This is a genomic window from Bifidobacterium [indicum] DSM 20214 = LMG 11587 (assembly GCF_000706765.1).
In the GTDB taxonomy this organism is placed as follows: domain Bacteria; phylum Actinomycetota; class Actinomycetes; order Actinomycetales; family Bifidobacteriaceae; genus Bombiscardovia; species Bombiscardovia coryneformis.
The window spans coordinates 299,868-321,283 of record NZ_CP006018.1 but is presented as its reverse complement, the minus strand read 5'-3'; the positions used below and the strand labels follow the sequence as shown (position 1 = coordinate 321,283).

The 21,416-nt window shown below is 61.5% G+C and carries 15 protein-coding genes; 2 read left to right on the top strand and 13 right to left on the bottom strand.

What is annotated here, in order from left to right:
* Positions 1-19 precede the first annotated feature (19 nt).
* From BINDI_RS01140 to leuC, 8 genes are all read right to left on the bottom strand, one after another.
* On the bottom strand, positions 20-1,021 hold the full coding sequence (locus BINDI_RS01140) for an NAD(P)H-dependent glycerol-3-phosphate dehydrogenase (protein WP_148301949.1): 1,002 nt from the start codon (positions 1,019-1,021) through the stop codon (positions 20-22).
* A gap of 112 nt (positions 1,022-1,133) precedes the next feature.
* A complete protein-coding gene (locus BINDI_RS01135) occupies positions 1,134-2,027 on the bottom strand; it encodes a lysophospholipid acyltransferase family protein (protein ID WP_052109048.1) in 894 nt (297 codons plus the stop codon).
* Positions 2,028-2,109: 82 nt separating this feature from the next.
* Positions 2,110-3,441, bottom strand: coding sequence for a UDP-N-acetylglucosamine 1-carboxyvinyltransferase (murA, locus tag BINDI_RS01130; RefSeq protein ID WP_033491405.1), 1,332 nt, complete (start codon positions 3,439-3,441; stop codon positions 2,110-2,112).
* Between the two features lie 125 nt (positions 3,442-3,566).
* Positions 3,567-4,526, bottom strand: a complete 960-nt coding sequence (locus BINDI_RS01125) for a CPBP family intramembrane glutamic endopeptidase (protein WP_158332579.1) — start codon at positions 4,524-4,526, stop codon at positions 3,567-3,569.
* A gap of 247 nt (positions 4,527-4,773) precedes the next feature.
* Positions 4,774-8,199, bottom strand: a complete 3,426-nt coding sequence (locus BINDI_RS07055) for a CPBP family glutamic-type intramembrane protease (protein ID WP_052109046.1) — start codon at positions 8,197-8,199, stop codon at positions 4,774-4,776.
* Positions 8,200-8,326: 127 nt separating this feature from the next.
* Positions 8,327-9,292, bottom strand: coding sequence for a CPBP family intramembrane glutamic endopeptidase (locus BINDI_RS01110; RefSeq protein ID WP_033491399.1), 966 nt, complete (start codon positions 9,290-9,292; stop codon positions 8,327-8,329).
* A 102-nt stretch (positions 9,293-9,394) separates the two neighbouring features.
* Complete coding sequence (gene leuD, locus BINDI_RS01105; RefSeq protein WP_033491398.1) at positions 9,395-10,081, bottom strand: 3-isopropylmalate dehydratase small subunit; 687 nt, start codon at positions 10,079-10,081, stop codon at positions 9,395-9,397.
* A gap of 49 nt (positions 10,082-10,130) precedes the next feature.
* Complete coding sequence (leuC, locus tag BINDI_RS01100) at positions 10,131-11,534, bottom strand: 3-isopropylmalate dehydratase large subunit (protein WP_033491397.1); 1,404 nt, start codon at positions 11,532-11,534, stop codon at positions 10,131-10,133.
* 135 nt (positions 11,535-11,669) lie between these two features.
* Here leuC and BINDI_RS01095 point away from each other — a divergent pair, with 135 nt between their 5' ends.
* The gene (locus tag BINDI_RS01095; RefSeq protein ID WP_033491396.1) at positions 11,670-12,509 is read left to right on the top strand and encodes an IclR family transcriptional regulator; all 840 of its coding nucleotides are present in this window, start codon (positions 11,670-11,672) and stop codon (positions 12,507-12,509) included.
* Positions 12,510-12,519: 10 nt separating this feature from the next.
* Here the strand turns inward: BINDI_RS01095 and BINDI_RS01090 are convergent, their stop codons facing one another.
* Positions 12,520-14,007 (bottom strand): metallophosphoesterase family protein, encoded by a 1,488-nt coding sequence (locus BINDI_RS01090; RefSeq protein WP_033491394.1) that lies wholly within the window; start codon positions 14,005-14,007, stop codon positions 12,520-12,522.
* Between the two features lie 150 nt (positions 14,008-14,157).
* On the opposite strand from BINDI_RS01090, the gene BINDI_RS01085 reads away from it, so the two are divergent.
* Positions 14,158-15,117 (top strand): polyprenyl synthetase family protein, encoded by a 960-nt coding sequence (locus BINDI_RS01085; protein ID WP_158332578.1) that lies wholly within the window; start codon positions 14,158-14,160, stop codon positions 15,115-15,117.
* Between the two features lie 32 nt (positions 15,118-15,149).
* On the opposite strand, the gene cydC is transcribed toward BINDI_RS01085, so the two are convergent.
* Genes cydC through BINDI_RS01065 form a run of 4 tightly spaced genes read right to left on the bottom strand, consistent with a single transcriptional unit; the run spans position 15,150 to position 21,378 of the window.
* On the bottom strand, positions 15,150-16,976 hold the full coding sequence (gene cydC / locus BINDI_RS01080; protein ID WP_237742954.1) for a thiol reductant ABC exporter subunit CydC: 1,827 nt from the start codon (positions 16,974-16,976) through the stop codon (positions 15,150-15,152).
* The gene (cydD, locus tag BINDI_RS01075) at positions 16,954-18,786 is read right to left on the bottom strand and encodes a thiol reductant ABC exporter subunit CydD (protein WP_033491392.1); all 1,833 of its coding nucleotides are present in this window, start codon (positions 18,784-18,786) and stop codon (positions 16,954-16,956) included. The genes cydC and cydD overlap by 23 nt, the downstream gene beginning before the upstream one ends.
* A gap of 46 nt (positions 18,787-18,832) precedes the next feature.
* Positions 18,833-19,885: a cytochrome d ubiquinol oxidase subunit II gene (cydB, locus tag BINDI_RS01070; RefSeq protein WP_033491390.1), complete on the bottom strand. Its 1,053-nt coding sequence runs from the start codon at positions 19,883-19,885 to the stop codon at positions 18,833-18,835.
* Positions 19,882-21,378 carry a cytochrome ubiquinol oxidase subunit I gene (locus BINDI_RS01065; RefSeq protein WP_033491388.1) on the bottom strand — a complete coding sequence of 499 codons (1,497 nt, stop codon included), beginning with the start codon at positions 21,376-21,378 and terminating at the stop codon, positions 19,882-19,884. The genes cydB and BINDI_RS01065 overlap by 4 nt, the downstream gene beginning before the upstream one ends.
* Positions 21,379-21,416 lie beyond the last annotated feature (38 nt).

Here is a 21,416-nt window from a genome sequence, read left to right as displayed (position 1 = left end):
GGTTTGCCTGCCGTACAACCTACTCCGGAGTAATCTCCCCGCCGAACAGCTCCTCAATCATGCCCCGGCAGTCCAGACCCTGGTCCAGCACATGGCTCATGGCCGTTGCCAGCGGGGTCTCTACCTGAAGGCTGCTGCCGAGGGCGACCACGGCATCGGTCGTGGGCACGCCTTCGGCGACGCCCTTGCTCACCCGGGTGGCCTCCTCGATGCTCTTGCCCTGGCCCAGATTGAATCCGAAGGTATAGTTCCTGCTCAGCGGAGATCCACAGGTGGCCACCAGGTCACCGACCCCGGCCAGACCGGCAAAGGTCTTGGCCTTGGCTCCGCAGGCTGCACCAAGAGCGGTGAGTTCAGCCAGTCCCCTGGCCTGGATCATGGCGGCCGTGTTCTCGCCGTATCCGGCCCCTCGCGACATTCCCACGGCCAGTGCTGTGACGTTCTTCAGGGATCCGCACAGTTCCAGACCAATCACGTCGTCGGTTACGAAGGCCTTGAAGTAGTCGGTGGTGCAGGCCCGGGCGACCCGCATGGCCGTGTCGGCATCAGAGCTGGCCACCACGGTGGCACCAGGCTCACGCGCTGCCACCTCCTTGCTCAGGTTGGGGCCCGAAACGGCGGCGAACCGCGACTGATCCAGGTCCAGGGTCTGGCAGACCACCTGGTCCATGCGCCTGTGGGTCCCCCGCTCGATTCCCTTCATCAGGGAAATGACGATGGTATCGGGCCCGAGCAGACCCTTGAACTCCTTCAGGGCCTCACCGGCATATTGCGCGGCTATGGCGACCACGACCATGTCGGTACCCTCCACGGCCTTGGCCCTGTCACCTTCTGCACCGATGGCATCGGGCAGCTTCTCGACAGTCGGCAGGCGGCGCGCGTTCGAATGCCTGAGGCTGATTTCCTCGACCACATCCGGGTCGATGTCCCACATGACCACTTGATTGCCTGCATCGGCCAGTACCTGGGCGAAGGCGGTCCCCCATGCACCTGCTCCCAATACCGTGATCTTCGCCATCATTCTCCTTTGCGTAATGCCGTGCGCACGGGAACGCCGACCAGATGCCTTATCTTTTCGTCACCATCCTATGACACCGTGCCCGATGAGGCGGAATCAAGGGTGAGTTTCGGCCCTATTGCTCACTTCTGGGCCGACGTGTCATGGTTACGTAATCGAAGTACCCCTCAGCCGGAGGCTCCTCGCCGCGAATCTCCGCCATGACCTCCTCCATCCGGTCGCGCAGGCGGACACAGAGGGTATGCACAGCCTCCTTGGGAGGCTCCGGACCCCACTGGTCCATGCCCTCAAGGAGGTCCGAGTAGTCCAGGGGCCGGTCGTAGCACATGACCACGTTCTTCCGGGGCCAAGGCCACTTGTGATTGATCGAGGCAGCACCCCAGGTGATGCTGGGATACAAGGGAACCATTCCCCCCAGCTGCCTTGAGGCCTCCAGAGCGATGAAACCGACACCGGGTTTGAGCGACATGGGCCATTTCAGGGGATCCCGGGTCACGGTGCCTTCCGGCCATATGGTCAGGGGGCGGCCCGAGGTGAGGATGCCTATCGACTCCTCCTCGATGGATCGGGCCTTGCCGGACTTGCGCTCCACCGGCTGCATTCCGACCATCTGGAACCAGTTTCCGATCAGGGGCCAGTGGGCCATCTCCGCCTTGGCCATATAGCGCGGTCTACGACCCAGGTGGAACATCGACATCATGGGGATGAAGACATCGAACTGGGTAACGTGCGTGGCCGCCGTAATGAAAGGACCCGTCTCGGGCACCCTCTCCAGACCCCATGCATAGAGTTTGCAGGAGCTGCGCATCACTTGCACGACACCATGCAAAAGACGGTGGGTGCCGGTCGGATGCTGCCCGCCTATCTCATCCAGGGCCGGTGCCCGGTGCCCGGTGGGATAGTACCGGGTCGGGTCCACCAGGTGGTGCCGCTCGCCCAGGAGGGCCACCTGCTGGTCGGACAGGGGCTTTACCGCGGAACGCGGTGACGGTTTGCCTTTGGAAGCCATCCCATTATTGTGCCCTCTGTTCCATGCAAGCACGCCGGTGGGCCCGTAAAAACCATGATTCCATTACGAGCCCATCCGGCTCTCAGTCTATCTGGGCATCCAGGGCCGCGAGCTTGTCGCGGAAGTCCTCGTAACCACGATCGATCAGGGAGATGCCGCGGACGGTGGAGGGACCGGATGCCGTCAGCGCGGCAATCAGATGGCTGAATCCACCGCGCAGGTCCGGCACGTCGATATCGCGGCCGGTGAGCGGCGTCGGCCCGAAGATGACCGCCGAGTGCTCGAAGTTCTGCTGCTGGAACCGGCAGGGCAGAGACCCCAGGCACTCCCTATAGAGCTGGATGGTGGCGCCCATCTTGATCAGGGGCTGGGTGAAGCCGAACCGGTTCTCATAGACGGTTTCGTGAACGATCGAAAGACCCTTGGCCTGGGTCAGAGCCACGACCAGGGGCTGCTGCCAGTCGGTCATGAAGCCCGGATGAACATCGGTCTCGATGGCCACAGGCTTCAGGTCGCCACCCGGATGCCAGAAGCGGATGCCATCGTCACGCACGTCGAATTCGCCGCCGATTTTGCGGAACACATTCAGGTAGGTCATCATATCGGGCTGCTGGGCACCCTTGACCATGATGTCGCCATGCGTGGCCAGGGCCGCCGAAGCCCAGGAAGCGGCCTCAATCCTGTCGGGCAGGGAGGTGTGGGTGTATCCGTTCAGGGACTCGACCCCCTCGATGCGGATGGTCCTGTCGACGTCAACCGAAATCTGGGCGCCCATCTTCTGCAGGACGGCCACCAGGTCCATGATCTCAGGTTCGGTGGCGGCACCGGAGAGCTCGGTCTTCCCCTTGGCCAGGACGGCCGCCAGGAGGGTCTGCTCTGTGGCCCCGACCGAGGGGTAGGGCAGATGGATCTTGGCCCCGTGCAGACCGTCGGGGGCGGTGATGTGGATGCCGGCCTCGTGCTCCTTGTCGACCTTCGCCCCCAGCTTGCGCAGGGTCTCCAGGTGGAAGTCAATCGGCCTGCTGCCGATGCGGCACCCACCCAGAGCCGGAATGAAAGCCTCTCCCAGCCTGTGCAGGAGGGGGCCGGAGAAGAGAATCGGGATGCGGGATGAGCCGGACAGGGTGTCCACATCGGCCACATCCGCCAGTTCCACATGCTTGGCATCGATGGTGACGGTGCCCTCACGGGGCTTGACATCGACCCCGACGCCGTGCAGTCTCAACAGGTCGGAGACCACCTGCACATCGCGTATCTCGGGTACGTTCTTCAGGACGGACACATCGGACGCCAGCAGGGCCGCAACCATGGCCTTGCTTACGAAGTTCTTGGCACCGCGCACCTGAATGGTGCCGTGGAGCGGTCTGCCACCGACCACATGCAGAAGATCGTTCTCGGGATTCACCTTGGCCATATCGGTTTCCTTATCCTATCGGCTCCAGACCGGGGCACCTCCACCTGGTCAGACCATGTATATTGTCAGTCTGCCATACAGGGTGTGGGGGCAACGTGAATAGTCACCGCTGGGCGTAGAGGAATTCAGGAGAGAAGCAGACGCAACATGGATATGCCCTCTGTAATCAGGAGGACGACGAACCAGGGAGCGGCCCAGCTGCTGTAGGCGTTTGAATAGGTGCGGTTTGCCATGACAAATGCACGAATCCTACGCTCGCTCAGACTGGGGACCACAATCAAACCCACGAAGCAGGCAATCAGCAGCATGAGAGCAACGAGATCGGCCAGGTCCGCATTCAGACCGCTGAGCCAGGGCCCGAAGAGATTGCTGACAATCAGGTTGTTGCTGATATGGACGAGGATGGACCAGAAAATGGAGTACTCGCATGAAAGGTACCCCAGAATCAGCCCGACAATGAAGGCGAACAGGCCCTGGGTCAGGTCTCCGTGGAAGAAACCGAACATGGCGGACGTGGTGACAATGGCAAAGACCTTGCCGTATGGCTTCAGGGAGTTCAGTATCGCCCCCCTGAACACGATCTCCTCGACGACGGGTGCAACGAAACAGGTGTAAGCGAGCATGGGTAGGGTGTCACCGGCCGCCTCGATGATATCGCTTGTGGTCCTTATGGGACCCAAACCCATGACCTCCGTGGTCCAGTCAAGGCCGGTTCCATAGATTCCCGCAATGAGCTGGGCCGAGAAGAGCAGGAAGAAGCAGCCCAGGAAGACCGACCAGGTCATCCGGTACTGCGAGCGGTGGAAGATACCGGTCGGTCCGCCGTCGGCAATTTGACGACGACGCACCAGAACCAGGAAAACCAAGCCGCACAGGCCCATAACCAAGTTGATCGTACCGGCATACTCGGCATCGGTGTGCTCAAAAATATACTCGAGGCTCCGATGTGAATCATCGGGGTCCGCCAGGATGTTCCACTCCAGCTGGGTCAGAAGCCCGACGAGCAAACCAGCGAGCTGGGTAATCAGGGCATAGAGGAGAAGGAAGCCGGCCTGTCTGTTGAGCACCCGGCGCAACGATTGCATCCATTGGCGTCCGGACCACCCGGGTCTACCGGTTACAGGAGCACCGGGCATGGGAGCACTGGCGCTTCCATGATTCGGGTGCATCGCAACCCCGATCCCCTCATTCACCTCTGCCAGCTGCATGCTATACACCCTTCCGGGCGTTGCGAATCATTCCACCACCCGTGTTCCATCCAAATGACTCAATCCTACCCTACGAGTCCCACCTTGCCACAGGGACCTTGAAGGCCTCTGGAGGCTGAGGGTCCTACATGTACTGGAAGACCGCCACGGCAAGACTGCACAGGCAGAAAATAACGAACCAGGACTGCCTCCAGGAGGCATAGACTCCCTTGGGGGCCCGGTACTCCCTGGCATATGCGCGCAGTGAGGAGAACTTCCTGACCAGGATGACCAGCCCGGCCACGACAATCAGGGCAAGCACAACGGCCACGGCCCAGCGGACCTGGACAGGGGCATTGGAGAGCCAACGAGGAATCAGACCCGAATACCCCACGCTTGCGAGAATATGCGCGCCGATGGCCCAGACCAACCCGTACTCCATGGACAAGGCACCGAGCACCAATCCAATCAGGAAGGCCCAGATGGCCTGCACCGGCTGCATTTGCATAAAGGCGCAGAGGAAGGCCGAGGTGATGATAGCGAAGACCCTGCCGAACCGTCGCAGCCCGTTCATGATGACACCCCTGAAAATGATCTCCTCGGTCAGGGGCAGGATCAGCAGGGCGTAGAGCATCATGGGAGCGGACCCGTACAGGTCGTTCAGGGGGCTCATGAGTACGGCCGGGGTGACATGAATCATGGGCACCAAGGCCTCAAGACCCCGGTTCAATCCCAGAACGATGCCCTGGCCGACCACCAGGAGGGCCAGCGCGAGAACCAGGGGCCACGCCACGATTCGGCGTCCGATATTCCAACGGACATCGTCATCACCGTGCAACTCATGGCCGGTCATGGTCTGTCGCTCACTGGAGAAGGCATAGACGATGGCAACCAGGCAGGAAAGCAGATAGAGGCCACCGCGCAGGAGGAAGTTCTGTGTCTCTCCGCTGATTCTGCCGCGCAGGTAGGTGACGACCACACTGCTGCCGAGCACGACGACCATGATGTTGATGGCCAGGTAGACAAAGGCGAAGGCGCTCTGTCCAACAGCCGCATCCATGGCCTGGTTGACATTCACCCTGATTTTGGCCTTATGTTCCTTGACCGCCACCGCCTTGCCGGTCGGCGTTGTGGGCTTGCGCGAGCCGACCTGCTTGCCGGCCACGACCTTCTTGTCGGGATTGCGGGAAACGGTCTGCTTGCTTGGGCCCCGAGAACCAGCAGGCTTACCCGATCTTGGCGTGCTGGTCGGCTTATCGACCTTTCGGGCTTCGCTCGGCTTGATGCGCTCTTTCGAGCCGGCAGACTTTCCGATCTTGACCGAATCGACCGGCTTGTCCGTTCCGACCTTGGGCTTGGTCGCAGCAACCGTCTTCTTGGCAGTGTCGGCAACACCTCGTACCGTCCGCGCCTTCTGAGGAACAGTCGTCCGCTTGGCATGGCGGATGGCCTTGCTGAATCCTGCGGTCTTACCTGCTCCACCGATGACCGAAGACCAGGTTGTATGGGTACCGCCGGTGGAGCCTGCATCACCAGGGTTCAAGTCCTTCTTGGGCGAGCCGGAGACCGACGCAGGCTTCTTCTGCGCGGGCTTGTCATTGGCCTTGTCCGAACTTGCAGCTTTCTTCCCTAAGCCACCGTCAATCTTCCCGGCCTCGACAGCGTTCTTCGGGGATTCAGACTTGCGGGCAGGCTTGGACTTGACCACTCGTCCCGATCCCGACGGGGACTCAGAACCAACGGACTGTCGCTTCCTCGCAGCCGACGGTCGGGGCGTGAAGGAGGGGCTCTGCTCAACAGCTCGGACCGTCGCACTGGGCGCAGTGGGTTCAGGTTCGCTTGAGGGCCTAGATACCTCTGCAGCGGCAGGGGTCGAAGCGAACGACCATCCGGCATTGGCTGCGGACGCCTGCTTGGCGTTGGGGACCGATTCGGAGCGCGACTCCGGCTTGGCCTCTGTCCGAGACTCGGATCGGGGCTCGGTTGTAAGAACAGGCTTCTGCCAACTCCAGCCTTGCTTGGGAGCCACCCCCACGGCCATGGAACTGGCCGCAGCGGGGACGGTGGCCTTGGGTGAAGCAACCTTGGGAGAAGGTGTTCCCGTCCCTGTCCCCTCGACGGAATGCACAGCCTGTTCCGGCTGTGACGAAACCGCCTGCACCGATTTCGGCACATCAGCCTTGACTTCAACCGGATTACCAGCCTGAAGGGATATCGGCTTCGATGCCGATACAACATCACCATCGCCTGCGGAATCGGCAGTCAAAGACGTGGGCAACGACGAGACCGGCGAAGACACACCAACGCCAACCGGGTCATCAGTCAACGGAAGAACCGGAGACGAAACCGCACCAACGCCATCGGCAACAGGAACCGAATCATCAACCGATGGAAGAACCGGCGAAGAGGACAACCCGACATCACCAACACCGACCGGGTCATCATCCAGGGGAAGAATCAACGACGCAACCGACGAAGAACCACCAGCGGGAACCGAATCGTCCCGCAAAGAAGGAACCGGAGACGAAGCCGAGCCAACGCCATCAGCAGCAGCAGCCGGACCAGCCGAATCATCAACCGATGGAAGAACCGGCGAAGAGGACAACCCAACGTCACCGATACCGACCGGGTCATCATCCAGGGGAAGAATCAACGACGCAACCGGCAAAGAATCACCAACACCCACAGGATCATCATCCAACGGAAGGACCGGAGACGAAACCGCAGCACCAGCACCAGCACCAGCACCAGCCGAATCATCAACCGATGACAGGGCAGGCGAAGACACCGTACCGACATCACCGACACCCACGGGATCGTCATCCAGGGGAAGAATCAACGAGGCAACCGACGAAGAGCCTCCAACACCCACCGGGTCATCAGCCAACGGAAGGACCGGAGACGAAACCGCACCAACGCCATCAGCGACAGCAGCCGGACCTTCAGTCAACGACGCTACCTCTACAGGGTCTGATCGGAGCGATCGGGGGGTTCCTGTCTTCGAGGAGTCCTTGGAAGACTTGACGGAATATGATTTGGCCTTCCCGGATTCAGTCGATTTGCTGGTCACGGGAGCGGCCAGGTCCTTCTCCTGCTGCTTCTGTTCTGCCTGGGTCTTCGGGGACTTCCCCCCGGTCGGCTTCCCCTTGACGGGTTTCTCCTTACCGGCCTTGCCCTTGGCTGGCTTGTCTTTCGTGGGTCCACCCTCCGCTGATCGCACCTTGGCGACTTCGTCCTTTGTGGATTTGGTCTTCCTGGTCACGGCCCCTACCGGCTTTGCCGCCGCCCGCTTCCCGCCGCGCGTCGAACCTGCCTTATCGTCCCAACCTTCGAAATCCCCATCCTCAAAAATCCTCTTGTCTGGAATCCAGGCTACGGAACGGGTTCGACCTCGACGCCCCACCCCATGATCGGCGCCTGTACCCAGCTCCCAGTGCTTGGCGTGGTTCTCTTCGGCGGATACCCGCTCGGTCCATGAATACCGGGGGGACTCCTGCCCCTCCCGGTGCGCGTTTGGGGGTCGCTGAGCCTCTTCCTGGCTACTCGCCCCCCGCTTGTACGCATGCCTCATGGCCGACGTCCTCCCCGAGTGTCAACCTACTGTTCCAACCTAACCCGCCATCCGCACAGATAATACACGAATAGTCAGGAAAAACCGACCCGGAAGCGTCGGATGGGCAACTACGGGCGGGTCTCGATCAGGCCCAGCCGGGAATCAGCTCGACCACAGCCATGACCAGGCAGACCACCAGGAAAATCAGGAACCAGGGGGCTAGCCAGGATGCATACACACCCTTGGGCGCCCGGTTGCCCTTGCAGTATTCCACCAGCGAGCGCGCCTTGACCACCATGCCGATGACCCCCGCCAGCAGCACCATCAGAATAACCACTCCCACGCCGATTCTGATCTCTGCGGGGACCGATTCCATGACCCGGGGAAGGATACCTGAATAGATGCCGTTATTGAAGATGTGGAGCACCAGGGACCATACCAGGCCGTACTCCATGGCCACATACCCCAGAATCAGCCCGGTAAGGAACCCGAACAGACCCTGAACAAAGCTGCCGTGCATGCAACCGAACAGGAGGGCCGATGTGATGATGGCGAAGACCCTGCCGAACCGCCTCAGCCCATTCATGATGACTCCGCGGAAGACGACCTCTTCGGCCAGCGGTCCGAAGATGAAGGCATAGAAGAGCATGATCGCCGAGGTTGAAGGATCGGAGGTGTCGCCTGCCTGTCCGGGCATCCGCAGACCCACAGATGACACCAGGGAGCCCATACCGGCACTGGCAGCCGTGGCCACCAGTTGGGCCAGGAAGAAAAGTGTCAGGCTGATTATCAGTGCCATCAGGGTGATTCGCCGCCCGGTCAACCACTGGACCCTGTCATCGCCTGCACCCTCAGCATCGAAGATGACCCTCCACTGGCTGATCAGGGCAACGACCAGGGCCACCACGACCGAGAGGAAGAGGAGCCCATCGCCATAGCGGGCATCGAGCTGGGACGCGGACATATCGGGGAACATCCTCGGCAGGACCAGCTTGGCCCCGACCAGCCCGATCAGTGTTTCGATGGCCAGATAGACCAGGGCGAAGGCACTGAGCCCGTTGACCCTTGACCAGACCTGTCCTGACTTGCCGTTGGTATTGCCGTGCCTCATAATCCCTCCCTGTCTCGATGGAATCGCCTACATTCCCATCCTAGGAGGCCAAAGGGCGCAATCCCGAGATACGACACCTCGGGCTCGAAGACCGGAATCGAATCAGATGATGCCCTTCTCGGCCAGCGGGCCGCTCCACTCGACCTCCTGCTCCCTGGCCGAGGTGATGTGCCGCTCGGGCATATGCTTGGCGGGCAGGGTCTTGGGCTTGAAGGGGAAACGTTCGGCCCGCATCTTCTCGTAGGCCACGATGTCATCCTCATGATGGAGGGTCAGATCGATATCGTCATACCCGTTCATGAGCCTCCAGCGCACATAGTCGTCCACCTGGAAGGGCAGGACCACATCAGCGCAGGTCACCGTTCGGGTTTCCATGTCGACGGTCATCTCCAGCCCCGGCTCCTGTTCCAGGAGCTTCCACAGGAGCTCAACCGACTCCTGGGGCATGATGGCGGCCAGAACGCCGTTCTTGGCGGTGTTCCCGTAGAAGATATCCGCGAAGCGGGGGGCGATGACCACCCTGAACCCGTAGTCACGCAGGGCCCAGACCGCATGCTCGCGGGAGGAGCCGATGCCGAAGTCGGGACCGGTCACCAGAATCCGCCCCTTGGCATACTCAGGACGGTTGAGCAGGAAGTTCGGATCCCTGCGCCAGGAGTAGAAGAGGGCATCCTCGAACCCGGTCTTCTTCACCCGTTTCAAAAAAGCGGCCGGGATGATCTGGTCCGTGTCGACGTTCGATCGACGGAGCGGGACCCCGACACCGGTGATGACGGTGAGCTTTTCCATGATTACCTCGTTTTCCTGCCTTTGGAAGAGTGGGTTGCCGCAAGCGGGACTACAGGTCGGCGGGGCTGGAGATGGTGCCCCGTATGGCCGTTGCGGCAGCCACCTGGGGCGAGGCCAGGTGGGTGCGCCCACCCTTGCCCTGACGTCCCTGGAAGTTCCTGTTGGATGTTGAAATGGACCGTTCACCCGGGGTGAGCTGGTCGGGGTTCATGCCCAGGCACATGGAGCAACCCGCGTTGCGCCACTCGGCCCCGAAGTCCTTGAATATCTTGTCGAGCCCCTCGGCCTCCGCCTGGAGCCTCACCCTGGACGAGGCCGGCACGACCAACACCCGATGGAGGTTCTTGGCCTTGTGGTTCCCCTTCATGATGGAGGCGGCAGCCCGCAGGTCCTCGATGCGTCCGTTGGTGCACGATCCGATGAAGACCGTATCGACGGCAATGTCCTTGATGGGCATGCCGGGCTTGAGCCCCATGTAGTCGATGGCCTCCTGGGTGGCCTGGCGCTTGGCCGCATCGGCGATATCCTCAGGTACAGGCACCTGGGAATTGATGGGCAGGCCCTGGCCGGGGTTGGTCCCCCAGGTCACGTATGGCGACAGGTCGGACGCATTCAGGGTCACCTCGGCATCGAAAACGGCATCGTCGTCGGTCTTCAGGGTCTTCCAATACTCCATGGCCTTGTCCCACATCTCGCCCTCGGGCGCATGGGGGCGCCCCCTGAGGTAGTCGAAGGTGGTCTGGTCGGGCGCGATCATGCCAGCCCTGGCGCCCGCCTCGATCGACATGTTGCAGATGGTCATGCGGGCGTCCATGGAGAGGTCACGAATGGCCTGGCCCCGGTACTCCAGCACGTATCCCTGCCCACCACCGGTGCCGATCTTGGCGATGATGGCCAGGATGATGTCCTTGGCGCTGACCCCTTCGGGGAGTTTCCCCTCAACATTGATGGCCATGGTCTTGAAGGGCTTGAGGCTCAGGGTCTGGGTGGCCAGCACATGTTCCACCTCGGAGGTGCCGATACCGAAGGCGAGCGCCCCGAAGGCCCCGTGGGTGGAGGTGTGCGAATCCCCGCAGACGATGGTCATGCCCGGTTGGGTCAGACCCAGTATGGGGGCAAAGGCATGGACGATGCCCTGGTCGGCATCCCCCAACGGATGGAGACGGACCCCGAACTCCTTGCAGTTCTTCTCCAGGGTCGAAATCTGGAGGGCCGAGACCTTGTCGGCGATGGGCCGGTCAATGTCGACGGTCGGGGTGTTGTGGTCCTCTGTGGCGATGACCTGGTCGACATGGCGGATGCCTCGCCCGGCCAGGCGGAGCCCCTCGAAGGCCTGGGGGCTGGTCACCTCATGCATGAGTTGCAGATCTATGTAGATAAGGTCCGGCTCGCTTCCCTGTCCCTTTCGCACCAAATGATCGGCCCAGACCTTTTCCGCCAACGTCTGCCCCATAACTCCTCCTAAACCAATGCTCTTAAGCCGGATTGGACCTTGAGCGGGCCCCCATCCGGCTTCTACCCCGAGTATGAAACCCCGCAGCCCTTATGAACTTTTGCATTTCACATACTGAGATGCCATAATGCAACCATGACCGAACCAGCCAGAACCGCCAGCGGGGCACAGGATTGGCCCCCGGAAAAAACACCCGCCCTCAACCTTCAATCCCAAGGTTCGCATGAGTCTCATGATGGTGAGATTCACTCGGGTGTCGGCGTTCTGGACAAGACGGTCAAGATTCTTGACACCCTGGAATCGGGGCCGATGACCCTGGGCCAGCTGGTCAACGCCACCGGGCTGGCCCGGCCCACGGCACACCGCCTGGCCATCGCCCTGGAGCGCCATCGTTTTGTGGTGCGTGACGCCCATGGTCGCTTCGTCCTGGGATCGCGGTTTGCCGAATTGGCTGCCGCCGCAGGCGAAGACCGCCTCCTGACGGCGGCAGCCCCCATCCTGAGAACCCTGCTTGACCGCTCCGGCGAGTCGGCGCAGATCTTCCGCCGCCAGGGCGACATGCGTGTCTGCATCGCAGCCGTGGAGAGGGCCTCCGGCCTGCGTGATTCCATCCCCGTGGGTGCCCTCCTATCCATGGATGCGGGTTCTGCCGCACAGATACTCCTTGCCTGGGAGGACTCCGAACGGCTCCACCAGGGCCTGCGCCACGCTAAGTTCAACGCCTCCACGCTGGCGGCCGTCCGCAAGCGCGGATGGGCCGAGTCCATCAACGAACGCGAGGAGGGTGTCTGCTCCATCTCCGCCCCCATCCGCAACGGATCGGGACAGGTCATGGCCGCCATATCCATCTCCGGGCCGGTCAACAGGATGTCCACCACACCCGGGCGCCACTACGCCCCACTGGTCATGGCCGCCGGCAAGTACCTGACCGAGGCCCTGCAGAGGGCATCATCCGGCACCCACCGCAGGGCCTGACCTGTTTCGGTCACGGTCTCTTGCGCCTGGATGACCCCCAGGAGGCGACCAGCCCGGCCAGGGCCGTGAGTCCTCCTGCCAGGAACCCCGGCCGGCGCAGGAGATTTACCGCGTCTCCGGTGGATGTGGGTACATGGCTCATGGCGAAGGTATAGACCTTGTGAGAGCTGGGTCTGCCGACCAGATCACCGAACTCCAGGAGCTGGGTGCGTGGATGGTGGGGGTGGCGGATATCGAACTCGAAGAGCCTGGCCGCCCGCTTGCGCGGCACAGGCCCATAGGACCCGAAACCGCAGGTCGGCGTGGCACCCAGGACAATCCCATCGGTCTTCCCCACAAACCCGTTGCGGTGGTCATGACCGGCGAAGAGGGCAAAGTACCCCTTGCCCCTGGTCAGGATGTCGAACTCCCCACTGTCCTCGTCGGGGCAGGAGACTCCCTCGCCCAGGTAGGAACCGGCATAGGTGCGGGACTCGTCCAGGATGTAGCACTGGGAGTCGAAGCGGCGATATCCCTGGACGGCATAGGCCGTGGTGGACGATACCGGCTTCAGGAGATTGTAGAACTGGGGCAGGGGCATGTGCTGGAAGACCATGGACCGGTTGCCCACCAACCCCGGTACGGCACCCAGGAAGTCCAGAGCCTGGCTGGATGGGGACCCATAGCCACCGGACTGGGCATAGTCGCCCGAATCCAGCAGGACCAGTCCCATCACCCTGCCCTTCCCCTCCGTATCCGCCACGGGTAGGGCGAAGGTACCCGGCTGGCAGACATAGGCCTCCTGATCGGGCAGAACGGAACCGCGCAGTGCATACGGTTTGGCCGGCCTGGCGGCTGTGGCTTCAGGGTTAAGGCAGCCGGGGAATTCACGGTAGATGGCATCCATCTGGTCGGTATCCAGTCCGCACTGAAAGTCATGGTTCCCGTAGGTCACCGCAAAGGGTATCCCCCGCTCCACCAGCGGGCCCGTGATCAGTTCGACGGTCCTGCGCACCAGGTCCTCGGTATGTTTGAGTTCCTGATGCCGGACCTGGTCCGCATCCCTGCCGGAAGCCCCCGACCCTTCGGCCTGGGAAACGGCACCGTTGGATGCCGCCGATCCGCCATTGACACCTGAACCGCCGGTCCTGGACACCGATGCACCGCCAAAGCCCAGGGCACCGCCCATGCTCAGACCTGCGGAGTAGACCCCATCCAGGGGTGTGCTCCAACGGCGCTTCCGGAAGGTCCGCTCGTAGGCCGTATCGTATCCCGCCAGCTGGTTGCCGGTGAAGACGACCAGGTCGGGTCGGGAGGCATCGCAGGCTGCGGCAATCAGCTTTACGGTGTCCGGGGAGACCTTGGGCCCCTCCTGGACATCAGCCAATTGCAGGAGCCTGAATTTGCCGGAATGGTGGAACTGCAGACGCCCCAGCCGGGCGGATACCGACAGGGGACGTCCGTCATCCTCACCGGCCTCCCCCGGGGAGACCTGGGCCAAGTGGTTATGCTGACTCATACCAACCAGACTACTTCACTTGGCTGGGAGCCCGCGGTCACCGGAGTCCCCCCCCCCCTGCCGGCCCTGGTACCGACCCGGGTATGGTGGTCGCAACTTGCTATATTGAGTACATTGCATTCACTGATGAGTATGAGGGAGCGGTTCTCCATGGCAGAAGGGCAAGAGCTCCTGGTACGCAAGGACATGAAGCGGGTCGTTGCCCGTCTCCACGAGGAGGAGACGAAGGTCGAACCCTATAGGGACGACTACCGCAGGCTCCTGGACAACCACGGAAAGATGATTCGGGCGGCAATGGTCGTCCTCTTCGCCCGGGCCTGCGGGCCCACCCGGGAACCCGTGGACGAGAGCGTCATCACAGGAGCCGCCGCCATCGAGATGCTTCACCTGGCCACCCTGGTCCATGACGATGTTCTGGATGACGCCCCCATCCGGCGTAAGCAGCCCACGGTCCATACGATTCGGGGCAACAAGGCGGCCATATACCTGGGAGATCTGATCCTCTCCCGGTACATGGAAATCATGGCGGGGATTGCCCCGAATACCGACTTCATCAGGGAACAGGCCGGGACCGTCTGCGAAATCGTGGGCGGGGAGCTCTACCAGGAGTCCGGTCGTCACCACACCGACATCACCGTGGACTACTACGACAAGGCCATTTCGGGGAAGACCGCCGCCCTCTTCCGCCTGGCCTGCCTGACCGGCATCCGCCTCTCCTCCCCCCGGGCCGACAGCCGCATGGAGGAGGCCGCCCGGGCTTTTGGGGGGAACCTGGGCATGGCCTTCCAAATCATCGACGACATCAACGACTTCGACCTGGGCAAGGACACCGGCAAACCCAAGCTGGAGGACATACGCGACGGCATATACACCCTCCCCGTCCTCCTCGGGCTCCGGAAGGACAGGGGGTTCAGGTCCGTCATCGAATCCGACAGCCCCGAGGAGGTACTGGGGTACCTCCAGGCTCACCCCGAATTGCTTGAAGAGAGCCGGCAGACGGCCCGTACCTATCTGGGCAGGGCCGACCAGGCCCTGGAGGGTTCACCACTCAACGAGGATGTCCGCAACCTCCTGGGTGAGATGGTCACGGCCCTGACCCGTCAGGTCTGAGGCAAACGGCACCGGGCCTCACCCGGAATCGCTTACGAAACGGCCCTGCCGACGTCGCCGACATCCATTCGGTACAACTCACGGAATCGCGGATTGGTCCGGTAGAGGTCAACCGGGGAACCCTGCATGGCGATGTGTCCGTCCTCCAAGAAAATGACCTTGTCGGCATCCTCCAGACCCTGGAGGTGGTGGGTGACCCAGAAGAGCGTGCGCCCGAGACTCACCTGGAAAATCATCTCCATCAGGTCGCGCTCGGTAATGGGATCAAGTCCGATGGTGGGTTCGTCCAGCAGGATGATCGGCGTGCGCTTAAGCACTATCCGGGCCAGGGCCAAACGCTGCCGTTGCCCGCCGGAAAGCCTGTTGCCGGCCTCATCGACCGGGGTGTTGATCCCCTCGGGCAGGGACTCCGCATATTGATCCAGTTGGACGGCCTTCAAGGCCTGGCGAACCTGGTCGTCAGTGGCCTCGGGAGCACCCAGACGAACGTTGGATGCGATGGTCGTGTTGAAGAGGAAGGCCTGCTGGTTCAGGTAACCGAAGAGCTCCGGACGCTGATCCTGCAAGGCGGCAACCGGTGTTCCATTGATCAGAATCCGCCCCCTGGTGGGTTGGAGGTCGCCAAGGAGCAACTGGAGGATCGTGGTCTTCCCCTCCCCGCTGGGCCCCAGGAGGGCCACCCGCTGCCCGGCCTCGATATGGAGGGAGAAGTCGTCCAGGAGGAGGGGGTCGTTCGGCCCATAGGAGAAGCTGACATGCTCGAAGTCGATGGTTCGGACCGGCCCGTCCAATCCGGATTGGTCCACTTCGACCTGCCGTCGTGATTCCACACGGTCGGTCAGGCCATTGAGGTGGTTCAGGGAATCCGTATACAACGGGACCTCGGCCACCGCCTGCGAGACCACGATGAAGCAGTCGACCAGGGGGAAGACCGAGAGAACCACAGCGGCGGCAAAGTCCGCCAGTGAAGTCGATCCGGTCATAAGGAGGTCGGCTCCGATGATGAGGGCGACCACCATGACGGCGAAGATCATCTGGATGCAGAGGTTCCGCCACCGCTCGAAGCGCTTCTGGTCATGCCTGTCCCGAGCGATGTCCTGGAAGTCATCGGCGGCCGTATCCACGAACTGCCTTTGACGGTGGGTGATGACCCAGTCGCCCAGACCCATGTAGCTTTCGGTCACCTTGGTGTACTGGTCCTGCTGTCTGGACTTTTCCTCGGCGTACCGACTGTCGGAGTATGCCAGGGAAACGAGGGGAACCAGGACCAGGATCAGGGCGAAAAGGAGGAAAAGCAGCAGGGAGGTCACCCAGGAGAAGACACCCACCGCTATGGTCACGACCAGCCACATCAGATAGGCCACAACCGTCGGGAAGATGGTACGCAGGTAGAAGTTCTCCAGATGGTCCAGATCGTCGGAGAGCATGCTCAGGACGGTGCCTGTCCGTTCGTGCTCGTTCAGGAAGGCCGCATCCTTGGATAGGGTCCGGTAGAGCTGGACACGCAGCTTGGAGACCACCCTCAGAACCCAGTCGTGGCTCTTGATCCGTTCAAGATACTTGAAGGTCGGGCGACCGATGCCGAAGGCCCTGGTCAGAACCACCGGCACATATACCGCAAAGATGTTGTAGGGGTGGCGGGCCGACCTGCTGATCAGGAAGCCGGACGTGAACATGAGCCCGGCGGCGCAGACGAAGGTGAGCGTACCCAGGAAGAAGATCAGTGCGAGCAGACCCTTGTTCTGGCGCAGGTAGGGCCAGAACCAGTGATCCTTATGCCAGATGCTGAGGTAGTTCGTGCGACGGCCGGGCTCTGCCGGTGTCCCCTGACCGGTTTCAGTCCTGCTGGTAGTCGGCAATCTGGTTACCTCCCATCTCATTGATCAGGGCATCCAGAGGGCCGCCCTTCCCTATCAACTCCTCAGGGCTTCCCTGGGCCACGACCCGGCCACCGTCCAGCATGATGACCTGATCCGCCTCCGCCAGCCAATGCAGGCGGTGGGTGGCAAAGATGACCAGGTGCCCCTCCATGATGGGCAGGAGGGTCTTCTTCAGCTCGTATTCGGTCTCGATGTCGAGGTGGGCGGTGGGCTCGTCGAAGATGAGAATCTCACGGTTCTTGTCCAGGAGCACCCTCGCCAGGGCGATGCGTTGGGCCTGCCCCCCGCTGATGCCGCGGTTTCCTTCCCCGATTCGGGTATCCAGACCCTCGTCCAGGGTGTTGAGCCAGCCGGTCAGACCGGCCTGGTCGGCCGCCTCGGCAACCTCCGCATCCAAGGCATCCGGGTTATAGAAGCGGATGTTGTCGGCGACTGTACCGTTGAAGATATAAGGGTTCTGGGGTATATAGCTGATGTGGCGCTGCCAGGTCCGAACATTGAAGTGGTCCAGGTCATGCCCGTCGAGGTCGATTCTGCCCGACTGGGGAAGGTTGAAGCCCGCCAGGAGGTTCATCAGGGTGGACTTGCCCGCCCCTGACCTCCCGACCACCGCCACCTTGGTCAACCCGCTCAGGGTGAAGGAGAGTCCCTGGAGGGCATCTGGCTGAGGGGCACCATCGCTGTCCACACTCCCGCCGGACTTGGCTATGGCATCCATCTGCGAGCCACCGGACACCAGACCCTCTTCGGATTTGGGGCCGGGATAGGAGAAGTCCATGCCTTCGACGGTCAGGCGACTGTCGCTCCCCCACCCGTTCCAGTCCAGGTCCTCCATGTACTCGGGTTCCGGGGCTGCCAGCATGGTCATGATATCGTTCAGGGCGTTCTTGCCGTTCAGGGTGGCGTGGTAGTCATCACCGAACTGCCTGATGGGCATGAAGTACTCCGGGGCCAGGATCAGGGCCAGGAGGGCCGGGAAGAGAGCCACGGTACCGTTGATCAGATTGTTGCCCAGGAAGACGGCCATGATGGCGATGGCCAGGGTGGCAAAGAAGTCCAGGGCGAAGGTCGAGGTCATGGCCACGCGTATCACGCTCATCGTCCGCCTTCGGAACCTGTCGGAGACGGAATATATCTCGTCTTCGTATTCCTCACTGATTCCCAGCATCTTCAGGGTGGGCAGACCCAGAACCGTATCCATGAACCGGGTGTTCAGCTTGCGGAACTGGGCATACTGCTTGTTGGACCTGTCCCGGGCGGCCATTCCCAGGATGGCCATGAAGAAGAAGAGCAGCGGAAGCATGAGAAGGAGGACGATACCGCTGAGGGCATCCTGAATCCAGACCACCACCAGGATCATCAGGGGGATGAAGACCATGTCCATCATCTTGGGAAGGACCGTGAAGACATAGGTCCTGACCTCATCCAGCCCGTCAATCAGCATGGTCACAGCCGATCCGGTGCCCCGCTGTGCCAAGGCAGCAGGCCCCAGACGAAAGACCTTACGCTGAATCCGTGGTCTGAGTTCGCCGACGATACGGTCTGCGTGGTCCGTCGCCACCCGCTGCTTGGCTACGTCGCAGAGCTGGCGGATGGTGAAGGCCACGAAGAAGATCAGAACCGGTCTGACCAGGCTCCGGAGACCGTGCCGGCCCCAAATCTGCACCAGGGCCAGGGTGAGCCCGTAGGCCTGGGCGACCACACTGGCTCCCTGCACCAGGGAAAGTGCGGCCAGGAGGCCCATGATTCGCCTGATTCCGGTGAACCGGAAAAGACTCTTGTCAATCACTGGGCCTCCTCAACCTGATCTCAGCCGGCTGCCTGACCGCTACATCCTACTTGGACACAGCTGCCGTGGCCGTAGACCGACTCACCGCAGCAAGGTCGGAGTCATCGGCGACCAGCCGCTTCCGCTGGATGAAGTAGCTCCAGATGAAGTAGGCCAGCATGATGGGCAGGAAGATGCAGAGGACCACGGTCATGATCTTCATCGTGTAGGGGGATGCGGCGGCATCCTCGATCATGATGCTGGAGGCCGGGTCAGTGCCTATCATCACCCGCGGGAAGAGCCCGTTGAAGATGAATGCGATGATGGCCATCAGCGTGATGCCGGAAGACGCGAAGGCGAACCCTCCACGTTTCTTGGTCACAGCCACATGGGCGCAGATGGTGGCAGCCAGGATGATCACGGTGATCAACCAGGTGGAGATGGGCCGGACCCTATAGAAATCGGTCCTGAAGAAGGCCAGGAGAACGAAGACGACCAGGGCCGGGTATGCAATCCAATACAGCTTCTCGCTGATATTGAGCATCCGGCGCGATGCCACGGGTCCCAGCTTCAGGCTCAGGAAGTGCAGGCCGTGGACGAAGCTGAAGAAGACGACAGCCACACCACCGACCACCGAAAGCCAGTTGACCACCCCGAAGAACCCGGGCCTGGCATCACCGTTGATATCCAGAGGGATGCCCTGGATCATGCTCGTCAACATCATGCCGAGGAAGAAGGGGGCAAATAGGGAGCCGATGAAGTTGGCCCACTGCCAGAACCCGCGCTCACGCACAGTCAGGGCATGGCTGGCGAACTCGAAGGATACGCCACGCAGGATCAGACTCACCAGAACCAGGAAGAGGAGGATGTAATACCCGGAGAAGAGGGAGGCGTACCAGAGCGGGAAGGCGGCGAACATGGCGCCTCCTGCGGTAATCAGCCAGACCTCATTGCCATCCCAGTGGGGACCGATGGCCCTCATGAAGGTGGCGCGCTCGTCACCATCCCGGGCAACGAACCGGGTGGCCATGCCCACGCCGAAGTCGAACCCCTCCAGCAGGAGGAATCCGGCGAACAGGAGACCTATGACGAAGAACCACAAACCTTGTAGGATACTCATGCCAGTGCCACTCTCCTCTCGTTCCTGCCGGTCTGCATCTGCAGGCCGAGACCTTCACCCTGGTAGTCGGGGCCCTGGTGCAGCACCCTGCGCGAGTAGAAGATCATGACCCCTCCCAGGAAGAGGAAGAGCAGGAAGTAAACGATATTGGTAAACAGGAGGCTGGGGACCGTGGCCGTGGGCGAAACACCGTCCGCGATGGTCTGCAGTCCGTAGACCAGCCAGGGGTAACGTCCCAGCTCCGTAATCAGCCAGCCACCGGTGTTGCCCACGAAGGGCAGGTATGTGCACAGGCCCAGAATCCACAATTTCCAATCACTGGACCAGAGGGTATCCTTGGACTTCCTGGTGAACCAAAGCACCAGTATCGATAGAAGCAGGACACCGAAGCCCACTGCGGCCATGAACCTGAAACTCCAGAAGAGCACCGTGACCGGCACGTAATAGTTCATGTCCTTGCCGAACTTGGCATCGTACTGCTGGTGCAGCTCCTCATTGGCGGTGTTCATACCCTTCACCGAACCGGAGGGGCTGTGATAGGCCAGGAGGGAGAGCATGTCGGGAATCTCTATGCTCTTGGCGGTCTTGTCCTTTTCGTTGATCAAGGAGACCACGGCCCAGGGGGCGGGATCCTTGGTGTCCTCGTAGATACCCTCCGTGGCGGCGAACTTCATGGGCTGATCATCGATGATGAAGGTGGTCTGAAGATCACCCGCGATGATGACCAGGATTGCCCCGATCAGGGCGATGACGGCGTTGAGCCTAATCGACCGGGTGTAGAAGACCCGCTTGGAGATGTGCTCGGACCCGTCAGCTTCGACAGTGGGCTCGACCTGGGCCGTACCGTTTTGTTCCTGCTTGTGTGCCCGGAGCAGACCCCAGGCACTCATGCCGACCAGGACCATGCTGCCTGTCACCACGGCACCGAAGAAGACATGGGGGAAGGCCCGCCAGAGCTGCGGATTGCCCAGGACATCCCAGAAGTTGGTCATGCGCACCCGCCCGGTGGCCTTGTTGATCTCGAAACCGGTGGGGTGCTGCATGAAGCTGTTGGCTGCCAGGATCCAGATGGCGGAAACCGAGGACCCCAGGAAGGTGAGCCAGATGAAGATGGCGTGGACAGCCGGCTTGAAGCGGTTCCAGGTGAACATCCAGACGCCGATGAAGGTCGACTCCATGAAAAACGCCAGGAGCGCCTCGATGGCCAGCGGGGCTCCGAAGATGTCGCCCATGAACCGCGAGTAGTTCGACCAGTTCATACCGAACTGGAACTCCTGAATGATGCCGGTGACCACACCGACGGCAAAGCTCAGCAGGAATATCTTCCCCCAGAACTTGGCCATTTTCTTGTAGATTTCTTTCCTCTTGACCACATACAGCGTCTCCATGATGGCCACGCAGAGCGCCAGGCCTATGGAAAGAGGTACATAGAAGAAGTGGAATACGGTCGTCATCGCGAATTGGAATCGCGACAGACCCAGAACGTTAAGCATCTTCCTTGCCTTCCCAATTCTCTCTCTTGTTCAACCCG

What these genes read in the sequence shown, in the direction of transcription:
- BINDI_RS01140 (WP_148301949.1), bottom strand. Translation starts at nt 1,021, where the DNA reads ATGATGGCGAAGATCACGGTATTGGGAGCAGGTGCATGGGGGACCGCC.
- BINDI_RS01135 (WP_052109048.1), bottom strand. Translation starts at nt 2,027, where the DNA reads ATGGCTTCCAAAGGCAAACCGTCACCGCGTTCCGCGGTAAAGCCCCTG.
- murA (WP_033491405.1), bottom strand. Translation starts at nt 3,441, where the DNA reads ATGGCCAAGGTGAATCCCGAGAACGATCTTCTGCATGTGGTCGGTGGC.
- BINDI_RS01125 (WP_158332579.1), bottom strand. Translation starts at nt 4,526, where the DNA reads ATGCAATCGTTGCGCCGGGTGCTCAACAGACAGGCCGGCTTCCTTCTC.
- BINDI_RS07055 (WP_052109046.1), bottom strand. Translation starts at nt 8,199, where the DNA reads ATGAGGCATGCGTACAAGCGGGGGGCGAGTAGCCAGGAAGAGGCTCAG.
- BINDI_RS01110 (WP_033491399.1), bottom strand. Translation starts at nt 9,292, where the DNA reads ATGAGGCACGGCAATACCAACGGCAAGTCAGGACAGGTCTGGTCAAGG.
- leuD (WP_033491398.1), bottom strand. Translation starts at nt 10,081, where the DNA reads ATGGAAAAGCTCACCGTCATCACCGGTGTCGGGGTCCCGCTCCGTCGA.
- leuC (WP_033491397.1), bottom strand. Translation starts at nt 11,534, where the DNA reads ATGGGGCAGACGTTGGCGGAAAAGGTCTGGGCCGATCATTTGGTGCGA.
- BINDI_RS01095 (WP_033491396.1), top strand. Translation starts at nt 11,670, where the DNA reads ATGACCGAACCAGCCAGAACCGCCAGCGGGGCACAGGATTGGCCCCCG.
- BINDI_RS01090 (WP_033491394.1), bottom strand. Translation starts at nt 14,007, where the DNA reads ATGAGTCAGCATAACCACTTGGCCCAGGTCTCCCCGGGGGAGGCCGGT.
- BINDI_RS01085 (WP_158332578.1), top strand. Translation starts at nt 14,158, where the DNA reads ATGGCAGAAGGGCAAGAGCTCCTGGTACGCAAGGACATGAAGCGGGTC.
- cydB (WP_033491390.1), bottom strand. Translation starts at nt 19,885, where the DNA reads ATGAGTATCCTACAAGGTTTGTGGTTCTTCGTCATAGGTCTCCTGTTC.
- BINDI_RS01065 (WP_033491388.1), bottom strand. Translation starts at nt 21,378, where the DNA reads ATGCTTAACGTTCTGGGTCTGTCGCGATTCCAATTCGCGATGACGACC.